The organism is Pandoraea thiooxydans (assembly GCF_001931675.1).
GTDB classification, from domain to species: domain Bacteria; phylum Pseudomonadota; class Gammaproteobacteria; order Burkholderiales; family Burkholderiaceae; genus Pandoraea; species Pandoraea thiooxydans.
This window is the reverse complement of sequence record NZ_CP014839.1, coordinates 97,841-110,595: the sequence shown is the minus strand read 5'-3', so window position 1 is coordinate 110,595 and position 12,755 is coordinate 97,841. Positions and strand designations below refer to the sequence as shown.

General features: G+C 63.7%; 14 protein-coding genes. 7 read left to right on the top strand and 7 right to left on the bottom strand.

Annotated elements, in window-relative coordinates; genetic code table 11:
• Positions 1 to 33 precede the first annotated feature (33 nt).
• The gene (locus tag PATSB16_RS00545; protein ID WP_047216819.1) at positions 34 to 399 is read left to right on the top strand and encodes a CidA/LrgA family protein; all 366 of its coding nucleotides are present in this window, start codon (positions 34 to 36) and stop codon (positions 397 to 399) included.
• Complete coding sequence (locus PATSB16_RS00540) at positions 396 to 1,115, top strand: LrgB family protein (protein WP_047215941.1); 720 nt, start codon at positions 396 to 398, stop codon at positions 1,113 to 1,115. The genes PATSB16_RS00545 and PATSB16_RS00540 overlap by 4 nt, the downstream gene beginning before the upstream one ends.
• Positions 1,116 to 1,146: 31 nt before the next feature.
• Here the strand turns inward: PATSB16_RS00540 and PATSB16_RS00535 are convergent, their stop codons facing one another.
• Together PATSB16_RS00535 and PATSB16_RS00530 are read right to left on the bottom strand one after the other, a co-directional pair.
• The gene (locus tag PATSB16_RS00535) at positions 1,147 to 1,635 is read right to left on the bottom strand and encodes a glutathione peroxidase (RefSeq protein WP_047216818.1); all 489 of its coding nucleotides are present in this window, start codon (positions 1,633 to 1,635) and stop codon (positions 1,147 to 1,149) included.
• Between the two features lie 52 nt (positions 1,636 to 1,687).
• Positions 1,688 to 2,722, bottom strand: a complete 1,035-nt coding sequence (locus PATSB16_RS00530) for a type IV pilus twitching motility protein PilT (protein WP_047215940.1) — start codon at positions 2,720 to 2,722, stop codon at positions 1,688 to 1,690.
• A gap of 74 nt (positions 2,723 to 2,796) precedes the next feature.
• On the opposite strand from PATSB16_RS00530, the gene PATSB16_RS00525 reads away from it, so the two are divergent.
• The gene (locus PATSB16_RS00525) at positions 2,797 to 3,486 is read left to right on the top strand and encodes a YggS family pyridoxal phosphate-dependent enzyme (protein ID WP_047215939.1); all 690 of its coding nucleotides are present in this window, start codon (positions 2,797 to 2,799) and stop codon (positions 3,484 to 3,486) included.
• A gap of 34 nt (positions 3,487 to 3,520) precedes the next feature.
• Positions 3,521 to 4,333, top strand: a complete 813-nt coding sequence (proC, locus tag PATSB16_RS00520; protein ID WP_047215938.1) for a pyrroline-5-carboxylate reductase — start codon at positions 3,521 to 3,523, stop codon at positions 4,331 to 4,333.
• Between the two features lie 38 nt (positions 4,334 to 4,371).
• Here proC and ubiA read toward each other — a convergent pair whose 3' ends face one another.
• Entirely contained in the window at positions 4,372 to 5,241 is an 870-nt protein-coding gene (gene ubiA / locus PATSB16_RS00515; RefSeq protein ID WP_156884537.1) for a 4-hydroxybenzoate octaprenyltransferase, read from the bottom strand.
• A gap of 205 nt (positions 5,242 to 5,446) precedes the next feature.
• On the opposite strand from ubiA, the gene PATSB16_RS00510 reads away from it, so the two are divergent.
• From PATSB16_RS00510 to PATSB16_RS00500, 3 genes are read left to right on the top strand one after another with little or no spacing between them, the layout of a single operon-like run.
• Positions 5,447 to 7,477 (top strand): ribonucleoside triphosphate reductase, encoded by a 2,031-nt coding sequence (locus PATSB16_RS00510; protein WP_047215936.1) that lies wholly within the window; start codon positions 5,447 to 5,449, stop codon positions 7,475 to 7,477.
• 26 nt (positions 7,478 to 7,503) lie between these two features.
• Positions 7,504 to 7,698: an anaerobic ribonucleoside-triphosphate reductase gene (gene nrdD / locus PATSB16_RS00505; protein ID WP_047216817.1), complete on the top strand. Its 195-nt coding sequence runs from the start codon at positions 7,504 to 7,506 to the stop codon at positions 7,696 to 7,698.
• A gap of 4 nt (positions 7,699 to 7,702) precedes the next feature.
• Positions 7,703 to 8,371, top strand: coding sequence for an anaerobic ribonucleoside-triphosphate reductase activating protein (locus tag PATSB16_RS00500; protein WP_047215935.1), 669 nt, complete (start codon positions 7,703 to 7,705; stop codon positions 8,369 to 8,371).
• Positions 8,372 to 8,486: 115 nt separating this feature from the next.
• Here PATSB16_RS00500 and ltrA read toward each other — a convergent pair whose 3' ends face one another.
• The 4 genes from ltrA to PATSB16_RS00480 form a co-directional block, all read right to left on the bottom strand.
• The gene (gene ltrA, locus PATSB16_RS00495) at positions 8,487 to 9,893 is read right to left on the bottom strand and encodes a group II intron reverse transcriptase/maturase (RefSeq protein ID WP_052892611.1); all 1,407 of its coding nucleotides are present in this window, start codon (positions 9,891 to 9,893) and stop codon (positions 8,487 to 8,489) included.
• A 482-nt stretch (positions 9,894 to 10,375) separates the two neighbouring features.
• Positions 10,376 to 10,864, bottom strand: coding sequence for a Dps family protein (locus tag PATSB16_RS00490; RefSeq protein WP_047215934.1), 489 nt, complete (start codon positions 10,862 to 10,864; stop codon positions 10,376 to 10,378).
• A gap of 347 nt (positions 10,865 to 11,211) precedes the next feature.
• A complete protein-coding gene (locus tag PATSB16_RS00485) occupies positions 11,212 to 12,156 on the bottom strand; it encodes a LysR substrate-binding domain-containing protein (RefSeq protein ID WP_047215933.1) in 945 nt (314 codons plus the stop codon).
• 195 nt (positions 12,157 to 12,351) lie between these two features.
• Complete coding sequence (locus tag PATSB16_RS00480; protein ID WP_047215932.1) at positions 12,352 to 12,642, bottom strand: DUF4148 domain-containing protein; 291 nt, start codon at positions 12,640 to 12,642, stop codon at positions 12,352 to 12,354.
• Positions 12,643 to 12,755: the final 113 nt, after the last annotated feature.

Genomic DNA, 12,755 nt, shown 5'->3' with positions numbered 1-12,755 from the left:
AATCCCCCGGAGACCAAAATGAAAGACAACCGGATGCTGCAAACCTTCGCCGTGCTGCTGATGTTTCAGACCATCGGCGAAATTCTCAGCTACTCGCTGCACCTGCCGATCCCGGGACCGGTCATCGGCATGGTGCTGCTGTTGCTCTGGCTGCTCGCCAACGAGCGGCTGCTGCCAGTCATTGCTCCCACCTCGCAGGAGCTGCTGCGTCATTTATCGCTGTTGTTCGTGCCTGCCGGCGTCGGCATCATGGCGCAGGCCCATACGTTGAGCGGACAGTGGCTGGCAATTGTCGTGGCGCTGGTCGTCAGCACGGCCCTGACCATCACGGTCACGGCGCTGGTCACGCAAGCCCTGATTCGCTGGCAGGAAAAACGCCGCACGGAGCATGCCGCATGACGCCCCGCATCGCAGCCATATGGGTCTACCTGGCAACCACGCCATTGCTGGGCCTGAGCGCCACCCTGCTGGCTTATCTCGCCGCGTTCGCCATCTACCAGCGCTGCCGCTTCAATCCGCTGGCGAATCCGGTTGCCATCGCCGTGGCGCTGCTGGTCACGGTGCTCACGCTCACCCATACGCCGTACCCGACTTACTTCGAGGGTGCCCAGTTCGTGCACTTCCTGCTTGGCCCAGCCACCGTGGCGCTGGCCGTGCCGCTATATCAGCAATGGCCGCGGCTGCGCCGCCATGCGATCCCGCTGCTCGGCGGCCTGCTGGCGGGCTCGCTCACCGCGATTGTCTCGGGCACAGGCATTGCCATGCTGCTCGGCGCGTCCCGCACCACGACGCTGTCGATCGCGCCCAAGTCGGTAACGACGCCGATCGCCATGGGGATTGCGGACAAAATCGGCGGCCTGCCATCGCTGACCGCGGTGCTGGTGATCTCGACCGGCATTCTCGGCGCCATCCTCGCGACCTTCATCCTGAATGCGCTGCGCATCAAGGACTATGCGGTGCGTGGCTTCGCGACCGGCGTCGCGGCTCACGGAATCGGCACCGCGCGCGCGTTTCAGGTGAGCGATGAGGCAGGCGCGTTTTCCGGTCTGGGCATGGGCCTCAATGGCGTGCTCACGCCGATTCTGGTCCCGCTGCTGCTCAGCCTGTGGCATTGAGGCGCCGGCTGGCGCCAGGCACCGTCGCCATTCAGGCAGGCGGCAGCACCGCCTCGATGTCCTGCTGCAGTTCTTCGGGCTTGGTGGTCGGGGCGTAACGCTTGAGGACCCGGCCATCGGCGCCGACCAGGAACTTGGTGAAGTTCCATTTGATCGCGTGAGTCCCGAGCACGCCGCGTTTTTCGGCCGTCAGCCACTGATAAAGCGGATGTGCGCCGGATCCTTTGACATCGATTTTGGCAAACATCGGGAAGGTCACGCCAAATTGGGTGTCGCAGAAACTACGAATTTCCTCGGCGCTGCCGGGCTCCTGCGCGCCGAACTGGTTGCACGGAAAACCCAGCACGACCAGACCGCGCGCGCCGTACTGCTGATAGAGCCGCTCGAGCCCGGCATATTGCGGCGTGAAACCGCATTGACTGGCGGTATTGACGATCAGCAGCGTCTTGCCCGCATATTGGCGCAGCGGCACTTCCTCGCCGCTCAAGGTTCGCACGGAAAAATCGTAGATGCTGCTCATGATTGCCTCGCCCGCCATTGAACAGGTCGCAGTGTGCCATAGAACCAGCGCCCTAGCGCGGCGCCTGGCTCGATGAAGGGCGTGCCGCCGGCCGTTCGATTCGGCCCTGCGCGCGCAGCCCCGCCAAATGCTGCTCGAAGGTTTGCATGCCCAGATGCTGACCGGTCTGCAGCACCGACTGAAGTTGTGTCGTCTTGCCCTCGCGAATCAGATTGCGCACCGCCGGGGTACTCAGCAAAATCTCTTGCGCGGCGAGCCGGCCCGGGCCGTCGGCGCGCCTGACCAGCACCTGCGCAATCACCGCCTCGAGCGATTCGGCCAGCAATCCGCGCGCAGCCTGTTTCTCGTCGCCGGGAAACACGTCGACGATACGCTCGACGGCCTGCGCGGCCGAGCGCGTGTGCAGCGTGCCGAACACAAGGTGACCGGTTTCGGCTGCCGTCAGGGCAAGCCGAATGGTGTCCAGATCGCGCAGCTCGCCCAGCAGAATCGCGTCGGGGTCTTCGCGCAGCGCCGCTCGCAAGGCACTGGCGAAGTTGTGCGTATGCGCGCCGACTTCGCGCTGCGTCACCAGGCTGCGGTGCGACGCATGCACGTATTCGATAGGATCCTCGATGGTCAGAATGTGCCCGGCGTGAGAGCGATTGCGGTGATCGAGCAGGGCCGTCAGCGTGGTCGATTTGCCCGAGCCGGTGGGCCCGGTAACCAGCACCAGTCCGGCCGCCTTGAGCGACAGCGCGCCCAACGCGTCGGGCAAACACAATGCCTCCAGCGACGGGACATCCCGGGCGATCAGACGCAGCGCGGCGGCGGGGCCGCGCGCCTGCCAGTATGCGTTGACGCGCACACGCGGCAAGCCGGGCCAGTCGAGCGAGAAATCGCATTCGTGCCGCGCCGCATGGCGCGCACGCTGGGCGTCGTCCATCACGTCATGCAGCACTGCGCCGATTTGATCGCCGCCGAGCCGCTCGGCATCGGCCGGCACCAGCTCGCCGTCGATGCGCAGGCACGGCGGCATGCCGGCCGACAAATGCAGATCCGAGGCGCCGCGCTGCGCCGCGTGCCGAAGAAGCTCGCCAAGTTCCATTTATAATCACTCCGATGAAGTCGTCTCGCGGCGTGACCGTGCGCCGGCCTCGCCGACCGTAGCACCGAGCCCCCATGTCCACCATCGCCCTCAATCTGAAAAACGTCCTGCAGCGTATCGACGCGGCCACCGCTGGCGCCGGCCGGCCGGCGCACAGCGTGCAACTGCTGGCCGTCTCGAAAACTGTCAGCGCCGACGTCGTGCGCGAGGCATTTGCTGCCGGCCAACGGGCCTTCGGCGAAAACTATGTGCAGGAAGCGCTCGACAAGATCGCCGCGCTGGCCGACGTTCGCGAGTCGCTGCAGTGGCATTTCATCGGCCCGCTGCAAAGCAACAAAACACGGCTGGTCGCCGAGCAGTTCGACTGGGTGCATTCGGTCGACCGACTCAAGACCGCCGAGCGGCTGTCGGCCCAGCGGCCCGCGCACTGCGCGCCGCTGCAGGTGTGCCTGCAGGTCAACATCAGTGGCGAGGCAAGCAAGAGCGGCGCGGCCGTGAGCGACGCCGCTCAACTGGCGCACCGGATTGCCGCGCTGCCGCGCCTGCGGCTGCGCGGCCTGATGGCCATTCCCGAGCCGCACGATGACCCGACCCTGCAGCGCAAACCGTTTCGCGCACTGCGCGAGCTGTGGGAACAACTGCGCGCCGAAGGGCTGGCGCTCGATACGCTCTCGATGGGCATGTCGGCGGATCTCGAGGCGGCCATCGCCGAAGGTGCTACTCTGGTACGCATCGGCACCGCGATCTTCGGTGCGCGCGCCTGATGGAATGTCTCTTTTATCCACTGTGAGGAGCTTCATGAAAATCGCATTTATCGGCGGCGGCAATATGGCCGGCGCCCTGATCGGGGGCCTGCTCAGGCAGGGCGTACCGGCAACCGACCTGAGCGCGGTCGATCTCTCGCCGCAAACGTGCGAGCATCTGACGAAAACTTTCGGAATCAACGCCGGCACGCAATTGAGCGAACGCCTGCGCGATCAGGAGGCCATCGTGCTGGCGGTCAAGCCGCAGCACCTGAAGGAAGCGGCGCAATCGCTCGCACCCTATCTGCGCGGACAACTCGTCATCAGCATCGCCGCGGGCGTGCATGCGGCCGTGCTGTCGCGCTGGCTGGGTGGCTACGACCAGATCGTGCGCTGTATGCCCAATACGCCGGCGCTGGTCGGCAAGGGCATCTCCGGCCTTGCCGCGCTGTCCGGTGTGGACACCTCGCGGCGCCAGTTGGCCGAACGCGTATTGAAAGCCGCGGGGCAAGTCATCTGGTGCGACAACGAAGCGCAACTCGACGGCGTCACCGCGCTATCGGGCAGCGGCCCCGCCTATGTTTTCTACTTTATCGAAGCGATGCAGCAAGCGGCTGCCGAACTGGGTTTCTCCGAAGCACAGGGCCGGCAACTGGCGATCGCCACGGTCGCCGGGGCCGCCGAGCTCGCGGCGCAGTCGAGTGAGCCGGCCAGCGTGCTGCGCGAGCGCGTTACTTCCAAGGGAGGCACCACGTTCGCGGCGTTGACCTCGTTCGAGCATGACGGCGTGAAGGCCGCCATTGTGCGCGGCATTCATGCGGCACATGCGCGCTCGCGCGAACTTGGCGCGGAGTTGGGCGCCGATTAGCGGATCAGCCGCTCACCGGCCTGCGGCGCCGCAGGGGGTCAATGCGCCGGCGTGAGCAGGTAGTGAAAGAAGATGCCGGCGAAAATCGCCGCGCCGAGCCAGTTGTTGTGGCGAAACGCGGCGAAACACCGCATGCGCTCGCGCCCGCGGATCAGGAAATAGTGGTATACGGCGCAAGCCACCGCCACCGCCATGCCAAGCCAGAACGGCCAGCCGAACTGCAGGCGGTATCCGACCCCGCCGGTAATGACGAACATCGCGGCGTAGCAGGCCATCACGGCCGCCACGTCATAGCGCCCGAATGTGATGGCCGAAGTCTTGATGCCGATGTGCACGTCGTCGTCCCGGTCGACCATCGCATATTCGGTATCGTAGGCGACCGACCAGAACACGTTGGCCAGCAGCAGCAGCCAGGCCAGCGGCGGCACATGGCCCTGCACCGCGGCAAACCCCATCGGAATCCCGAAGCCGAACGCGACACCCAGGTAAGCCTGCGGAATGGCGAAAAAGCGCTTCATGAACGGATAGCTGGCCGCCACGAACAATGCCGGCACGGACAGCCATTTGGTCAGCCCGTTGAGCGGCAGAATCAGCAAGAAGGCCGCCAGCGCCAGGACTCCGGCGACCGCCAGCGCTTCCCACGCGTCGATACGCCCCGAGGTCAACGGCCGCTCCTGGGTGCGCTTGACGTATTTGTCGAAATCGCGATCGGCGTAATCGTTGATCGCGCAGCCGGCCGAGCGCATCAGAAACGTCCCAACGATAAATATCAGCAGCACGCCCAGCGGCGGACGGCCGTCCGAGGCGATCCACAACGCATTGAGCGTCGGCCATAGCAGCAGGACCGTGCCGATCGGCTTATCGAGCCGAACCAGCCGGAAATACAGGGGCAAGCGTTGAGTGAGCATGGCACACAGTCGAATCATCACATGTGCGCATTGTAGGACAGTTGGCCGCTGCGACGCCTGTTGCTGCGCCGGATGCAGGCCATGTCGTGGTGGCCCGGCGGGCGCGGCCCCAGCGGTGCGAGGATCGATTCTTTGACCTAGATCACACAATATATTGTGGTCGGCAAATACCATGACCACAACCTATAGTTAAAGGAGCCGAGCCATGCCAGAAACGCGCGATACCTTGCTCACCGCCGGGCCCTGCGAGGTGCGCAAGCGCGACGGGCGCCTGCTGCCGTTCGACGCCGCGAAAATACGCTCGGCGATGGCCCGCGCCGGCCAGGCCAGCGGCGAATTTGGCGCCAACGAGGCTGATTTGCTCGGCAACCAGGTCGTTAAGGCAGTGGGCGAGCGATTTGCTGGCCAGGCACCTGCCATCGAGCAGATCCAGGACGTCGTCGAACTCACCTTGATCGCCGCCGGCTATCTGAAAACCGCGCGCGCCTACATCGTCTATCGCGAGCGGCATGCGAAGTTGCGCCAGGACAGCAAAACCCTGGTGGACGTGGCGTCATCCATCAACGAATACCTGAATCGCCAGGATTGGCGCGTCAATGCCAATGCCAATCAGGGTTATTCGTTGGGCGGCCTGATCCTCAACGTGGCCGGCAAGGTCACCGCCAACTACTGGCTGTCTCACGTCTACGCGCCGGAAGCGGGCGCGGCCCACCGGGAGGGCGACATCCATATCCATGACCTGGACATGCTGTCGGGCTATTGCGCCGGCTGGTCGCTGCGCACCCTGCTGACCGAGGGTTTCAACGGCGTGCCGGGCAAGGTGGAAGCTGCGCCGCCCCGGCATCTGTCGAGCGCGGTCGGACAGATCGTCAACTTTCTCGGCACCATGCAGAATGAATGGGCCGGCGCCCAGGCCTTCTCGTCCTTCGACACTTACATGGCGCCCTTCGTGCGCAAGGATCGCATGACCTACCGGGAGGTCAAGCAGCACATTCAGGAGTTGATCTACAACCTCAATGTGCCGTCCCGCTGGGGCACCCAGACCCCCTTTACCAATCTGACCTTCGACTGGGTTTGCCCGGATGATTTGCGCGAGCAGATCCCGGTGATCGGCGGCCAGGAGATGCCGTTTTCCTATGGCGAGCTGCAGGCCGAGATGGACCTGATCAACCAGGCCTACCTGGAGGTCATGACCGAAGGCGACGCCAAGGGACGGGTGTTCACCTTCCCCATCCCCACCTACAACATCACGCCGGCGTTCCCCTGGCAGAGCGAGAACGCCGCGCGGCTGTTCGACATGACCGCCAAATATGGCCTGCCTTACTTCCAGAACTTCGTGAACTCGGAGCTGAAACCCAATATGGTCCGGTCCATGTGCTGCCGGCTGCAATTGGATCTGCGCGAGTTGCTCAAGCGCGGCAATGGCCTGTTCGGCAGTGCCGAGCAGACCGGCAGTATCGGCGTGGTCACGGTCAACTGTGCACGCCTGGGTTACCGCTACCGGGGTGACGAGGCCGGCTTGCTGGCGCGGCTCGATGAGCTGCTGGCGATCGGCCGCGATACGCTGGAGGTCAAGCGCAAGCTCATCCAGCACCTGATGGACCAAGGCCTGTTTCCTTACACCAAGCGCTATCTCGGCACGTTGCGCAACCACTTTTCGACCCTCGGGGTCAACGGCATCAACGAGATGATCCGCAACTTCAGCGGCGACCAGCACGACCTCACCACCGACTGGGGCCATGCCTTCGCGCTGCGCCTGCTCGACCACGTGCGCGCGCGCATCGTCGCTTTCCAGGAAGAAACCGGGCACATGTACAACCTCGAAGCAACACCCGCCGAGGGCACCACCTACCGCTTCGCCAAGGAGGACAACAGGCGCTGGCCGGATATCCTGCAGGCCGGCACGGCGGCGCAGCCGTACTACACCAATTCCTCGCAGTTGCCGGTCGGGTGCACCGACGACCCGTTCGAGGCGCTCGAGCGTCAGGAAGCGCTGCAGGCCAAATATACCGGCGGCACCGTCCTGCATCTCTATATGGGCGAGCGCCTGTCCAGCGGCGCGGCTTGCATGCGGCTGGTACGCCGGGCGCTGGAGAATTTTCGCCTGCCGTATGTCACTGTGACACCCACCTTTTCGATTTGCCCCACACACGGCTATCTGGCCGGGGAACACGCGTTCTGCCCCAAGTGCGACGAGGAGATTCTGGCGCGCAAGCGCGGCCAGCCCGTCGCTTGATTCCACCACTCGTCAAAGGTGACACCATGATCGAACTATCCGAACCCACCCGCCTGAGCGCCGACGCCATCGAATTGAGGGACGAAGAGCGCCAGCCCTGCGAAGTCTGGACGCGGGTGATGGGCTATCACCGCCCGGTGGCCAGCTTCAATATCGGCAAAAAGGGCGAACACGCCGAGCGCCGCTTTTTCAGTGAGCGGCGCTGCGCCCAGGAGACTTGATCTCATGAGCGGTCTGCGGGTCGGCGGCCTCGTGCCGCTGACCTCCATCGATTTTCCCGGACACCTTGCGGCGGTGGTGTTCTGCCAGGGCTGCGCCTGGCGTTGCGTCTACTGCCAGAACGCGCATCTGATTCCGGCCGATGCGCCTGCCGAGCGCTCCTGGGACGATGTGCTGGCGTTTCTCGGCCGTCGGCGCGGCCTGCTTGATGGCGTCGTGTTCTCGGGCGGCGAGCCGACGCTGCAAGCCGCCCTGCCCGAGGCCGCGCAAGCGGTTCGCGACCTGGGGATGCGCGTCGCCCTGCACACCGCCGGCATGGCCCCGGAGCGGCTGGCTGCGGTATTGCCGCTGGTGGACTGGATCGGCCTGGATATCAAGGCCCCCGTCATATTCCACGAGAGTATCGTGGGTGTGCCGCGCGCCTCGGCCAAGGTGATGGAGTCATTGCGGCTGATACAGGAAAGCGGGGCCGATTATGAGTGCAGGACGACCTGGCACCCGGCGCTGTTTCCCGAATCGGAACTGCTGGCCTTGGGCGATGCGCTTGCTCGCCTGGATGTGCACGCCTGGAGCGTGCAAGCGTGCCGCCTGCCGGGCATGCCGGCGCCTGCCACAAAGGGTCTGGCCGAGCGACTGGCGGGGCGCTTCGAGCGCTTCACGATTCGCGAATCCTGAGCAATCGATCCTCATACCTCACGCCAGCGGCCCGCACGCCGATGATCGGGTCGGGTGAGGAGTTACCCCCTCAGCCCGCCCACACCACCGTACGTGCGGCTCCGCATACGGCGGTTCAGTTGATACGCTGAAGGCGATCCACAGTAGCGCGGATCGAGATCAGTCCCCGCACCTCGAAATAGGCGTTGGGTAATGCTTGCTTCAGGTGGTGGGACCCGGCATTCCACCAGGGGCCACGCCCGTTGACGCTGGATTTCCATGCCCGGTCGGGGCGCAGCCCCAGCTCAAGCAGTCGGCGCTCCCGCGTGCGGGGCCGCTTCCACTGCCGCCAGAGCAGACAGCGTAAGCGTCGACGCAGCCATCCGTCCAAGTCTTCCATCCGCCGTCGCTGGTCGTTCAAGCGGAAGTATGTAGCCCAACCGCGCAGCAGCGGGTTGAGCGCTTGGATCGTGTGTGCCAGGGACCACCCGCGTCCCTGACGCAGCAGCGCACGCACCCGATCAACCAATCGCTTGATGCTCTCGGGTGCGACGCGGATGTGCGCCTGGCCCTGCCGTACCGCTACCCGGTAACCCAGGAATTTGCGGGTACTTGGCGGGGCCACCGCGCTCTTGGCCTCGTTCACGCGCAGCTTCAAGGCCCTCTCGAGATAGACCCTGATGCTCGCCATGACCCGGCGTCCCGCCGTTTTGCTGCCGACATAGATGTTGCAGTCGTCCGCGTATCGGCAGAACGCCAGACCCCGGCTCTCCAGTTTCCGATCCAAGTCGCTCAGCAAGATGTTGGACAGCAGGGGCGAGAGCGGTCCGCCTTGTGGCGTGCCTTCCGTGCGCTCCTGGATCAGCCCTTCGGCCATCATCCCCGCTTCCAGGAAGCGACGAATCAGCTTCAGCACTGTTCTGTCTTGCACATGCCGCGCAACTCGGGCCATCAGCACGTCGTGGTTGACCCGATCGAAGAACTTCTCCAAGTCGATGTCCACCACCCAATGCTGACCACCTTGGACATGAGCTTGCGCTTGACGCACAGCATCCAGCGCGCTCTTGCCCGGCCGGAAACCGAAACTACTTGCCGAGAACGTCGGCTCGAAGATCGGTTGTAGCACTTGATGTATTGCCTGCTGGATGAGCCGATCTACCACGGTCGGCACCCCGAGCGTGCGCACCCCGCCCGTCGGCTTGGGAATGTCCACTCGGCGCACGGCTCGTGGAATATACGTCCCGTCCAGCAGCGCTTGCCTCACACTCGGCCAGTGCATCTTGAGCCAGTCGCCCAGGTCCTCCGTGTTCAGGCCATCTACCCCAGCCGAGCCTTTGTTCCTCAGCACTCGCCGATACGCCAGCCGCATGTTCGCGCGATCCACGACTCGCGCCATCAGCGAGTCGTCCTCCGATTTCGTTCGCCCGTCTGTCGCCGCGCCCGTCTCCGCACCCCGAACACTATCCTGCGGCTTCCGGCCGCCCCTCGTGTCCGTGGCCCCTGTTGCCAGGGCTTCTGCCTCTGTAACCGGCGTCGAGATCATCCGTCCTACTCTCGGTATCCTCTGTTCGGGCCTTCGGCCTCGGTGCTCATCGGCTCGCCACCTTCGCCTCGACCTACTATGCCCTCTGCTGACTTCTGTTCGCGCATCCCGTCGCCTTGCGACGCCGGTAGCCGGGTCGCCCCAGCACCCGAACAGATCTCCCCGGGTATTGCGCACACACTTTCACGCTTATGCCTGTCGGATCTACGTGACCAGCGTCGGTGCAAGTTTCGGGCTTCGGAGATTACGGCCTCCTTACCCAGCCGCCACGCCTCATATCCGCTTCCTGTTCGTCAGGCCAGCGCTTTGCCATCCGGCTTCCTTCAGACCTCCAGTCGCCCGGAGAACCCTTGCCTTTGGCTAACCCTTCCCCTTGCCGGGCGGGTAGAGGACTTTCACCTCCTAGTGGGTGCGCCATGCCGGGCGCACCATAAAAAAACCCGCGCCATCCAGCGCGGGTTTTGCTTCGTCTGGTGCGCCGCTTATTGCAGCAGGGCTCGCAGCATCCAGGCGGTTTTTTCGTGCACCTGCATGCGTTGCGTGAGCAGGTCGGCCGTCGGCTCGTCATGGGCATCATCGACGATCGGGAAAATCGAGCGCGCGGTCCGAACCACCGCCTCCTGGCCGGCAACCAGTTGCGCAATCATCTCGTCGGCCGTGGGCACGCCCTCGGCTTCGGCAATCGACGACAGCGCGGCAAACTCCCGATAAGTGCCGGGCGCCGGGAAACCCAGTGCGCGAATGCGCTCGGCGATCAGATCCACGGCCAGGGCGAGCTCGGTGTACTGCGCCTCGAACATCAGGTGCAGCGTGTTGAACATCGGACCGGTGACATTCCAATGGAAATTATGGGTCTTAAGATACAGCGTGTAAGTGTCGGCCAGCAAGTGATTGAGGCCTTCGACGATTTTCTTGCGGTCCTTGTCGCTGATGCCGATATTGACCACGGTGACGCCATTTTTCTTTGCCATGGGGTTCCTCTGAAATAAAGATTGAGGCTCAACCGCCGTCTGGCGGCATTGCCTTGAATTCGCGGCGAAACGACCTGGCCGGTCATACGCCGCGAGCGGTCGGTGCGTCTGGTCGGGCGCTATGCTGTGAGTGCGTAGCTGGCCAGAACGTGCTGTACCACGCGCGACATATCGCGCCAGGTCGTCGGATCGTTTCGCTCAATTCTCATCGTGGCCTCCTTGGCGCCATCAACAGAGTCGACGTAACGATCTTAGCGTTCGCAATTCGCGCGTTCCAATTGATTATTGAAATCCGCTCGATAAAAAATGTCGCGCCAGTGCCGCTCGGGCAGCGCCGCGCTCGGCGTTCAGTTTGCCGAGACGGGCAAATCGAGCATCTTCACACCCGGCAGCTGACATGCCTTGATGGCCTCGCACACGGCTTCGATCGCCGGCATGCGCGTGAAACTCTTGCGCCAGGCCAGCACCACCCGACGGTCCGGCACCGGCGCCTCGAACGGCACATAGCGCAGCAACCCGTCCTTTGCGTGAATATCGGGCACCGATGTCATCGGCAGCACCGTGATGCCCACGCCGCTGGCGACCATGTGGCGAATGGTCTCGAGCGACGATCCCTCGAACGTTTTCTGGATGCCGTCGGCATTTTGGGAAAAACGCATCAGCTCCGGGCATACCCCCAGCACGTGATCGCGAAAGCAATGACCACTGCCGAGCAGCAGCATGGTCTCCTGCTTTAGGTCGCCAGCGGCAATCGATTTGCGCTCGACCCACTCATGATGACGCGGCAGCGCCACCACGAACGGCTCGTCGTAGAGCGGGCGCACCATCAGCCCGCTTTCGGGGAAAGGCAGCGCCATGACGGCCGCATCGATCTCGCCCTGTTTGAGCAATTCGATCAGCTTGAGCGTGTAATTCTCCTGCAGCATCAACGGCATCTGCGGCACCCGCTCGATCATTTCCTTGACCAGCGCCGGCAGCAAATACGGTCCGATGGTGTAAATCACCCCGAGGCGCAGCGGTCCGGCCAGCGGATCGCGCCCCTGCTTGGCCAACTCCTTGATGGCCAAGGTCTGTTCGAGCACGCGCTGCGCCTGCGCGACGATCTGCTCACCCAGCGGGGTGACGCTGACCTCGGCGGCGCCACGCTCGAAGATTTGCATGTTCAGTTCGTCTTCGAGTTTCTTGATCGCCACCGACAGCGTCGGCTGGCTGACGAAACAGGCTTCGGCAGCCCGACCGAAATGACGCTCGCGCGCCACGGCCACGATGTATTTGAGTTCGGTCAGCGTCATATGAAATTTATCGATTGCGAGGAAATGATAGATTTTCTTTTTTATAGCACAAATGTATGTAAGAAAACATCGGGCCGACTCCCTTGCACCGCGGCGCGGCCTCCCGCAAAAAAGCAAAGCCCCGGCCGGGCGCGATGCGCGCTGGACCGGGGCCGGGGATGCGCCTGCGCGCATCCGGCACAACTTGCTGTCGCGTTACTGGTTCGAATACAGATTGGAATTCACGTTGGCGACTTCCAGTCCGGCGCGCACCGGGGCACTGGCCAGGGCCTGGGCGGCAGGCGCGGCTTTCGGATAAACGGTGTTGGTTTGTTGCACCAGGCCTTGCGATTCGGCATTGATCAGGTCGGCGCGCACAGCGGCACGGCTCAGCGTGCTCACACCGATCCACGACGTATCGGTACCCAGGTCGGCGCTACCACGAGCAAACACCGGGGCGGCAACAAAAGCGGACAACAAAGCGGCAACAATCAGAGGGGTTTTCATGACATTTCTCCTGTCGAATATAAGGGGGCGGCACTCAAGATATTTGCACCACCGACAGGATCAGTGTATTCCCTATGCTATCGAATAAAAACATCGATTAGCGAAATTCATTG

Bases quoted from the DNA above. Each gene is read 5' to 3' on its own strand.
- PATSB16_RS00485 (WP_047215933.1), bottom strand. From the start codon at position 12,156: ATGACGCTGACCGAACTCAAATACATCGTGGCCGTGGCGCGCGAGCGT.
- PATSB16_RS00510 (WP_047215936.1), top strand. From the start codon at position 5,447: ATGCCAGAAACGCGCGATACCTTGCTCACCGCCGGGCCCTGCGAGGTG.
- PATSB16_RS00540 (WP_047215941.1), top strand. From the start codon at position 396: ATGACGCCCCGCATCGCAGCCATATGGGTCTACCTGGCAACCACGCCA.
- ubiA (WP_156884537.1), bottom strand. From the start codon at position 5,241: ATGCTCACTCAACGCTTGCCCCTGTATTTCCGGCTGGTTCGGCTCGAT.
- PATSB16_RS00500 (WP_047215935.1), top strand. From the start codon at position 7,703: ATGAGCGGTCTGCGGGTCGGCGGCCTCGTGCCGCTGACCTCCATCGAT.
- PATSB16_RS00535 (WP_047216818.1), bottom strand. From the start codon at position 1,635: ATGAGCAGCATCTACGATTTTTCCGTGCGAACCTTGAGCGGCGAGGAA.
- ltrA (WP_052892611.1), bottom strand. From the start codon at position 9,893: ATGATCTCGACGCCGGTTACAGAGGCAGAAGCCCTGGCAACAGGGGCC.
- nrdD (WP_047216817.1), top strand. From the start codon at position 7,504: ATGATCGAACTATCCGAACCCACCCGCCTGAGCGCCGACGCCATCGAA.
- proC (WP_047215938.1), top strand. From the start codon at position 3,521: ATGAAAATCGCATTTATCGGCGGCGGCAATATGGCCGGCGCCCTGATC.
- PATSB16_RS00480 (WP_047215932.1), bottom strand. From the start codon at position 12,642: ATGAAAACCCCTCTGATTGTTGCCGCTTTGTTGTCCGCTTTTGTTGCC.
- PATSB16_RS00530 (WP_047215940.1), bottom strand. From the start codon at position 2,722: ATGGAACTTGGCGAGCTTCTTCGGCACGCGGCGCAGCGCGGCGCCTCG.
- PATSB16_RS00545 (WP_047216819.1), top strand. From the start codon at position 34: ATGCTGCAAACCTTCGCCGTGCTGCTGATGTTTCAGACCATCGGCGAA.
- PATSB16_RS00490 (WP_047215934.1), bottom strand. From the start codon at position 10,864: ATGGCAAAGAAAAATGGCGTCACCGTGGTCAATATCGGCATCAGCGAC.
- PATSB16_RS00525 (WP_047215939.1), top strand. From the start codon at position 2,797: ATGTCCACCATCGCCCTCAATCTGAAAAACGTCCTGCAGCGTATCGAC.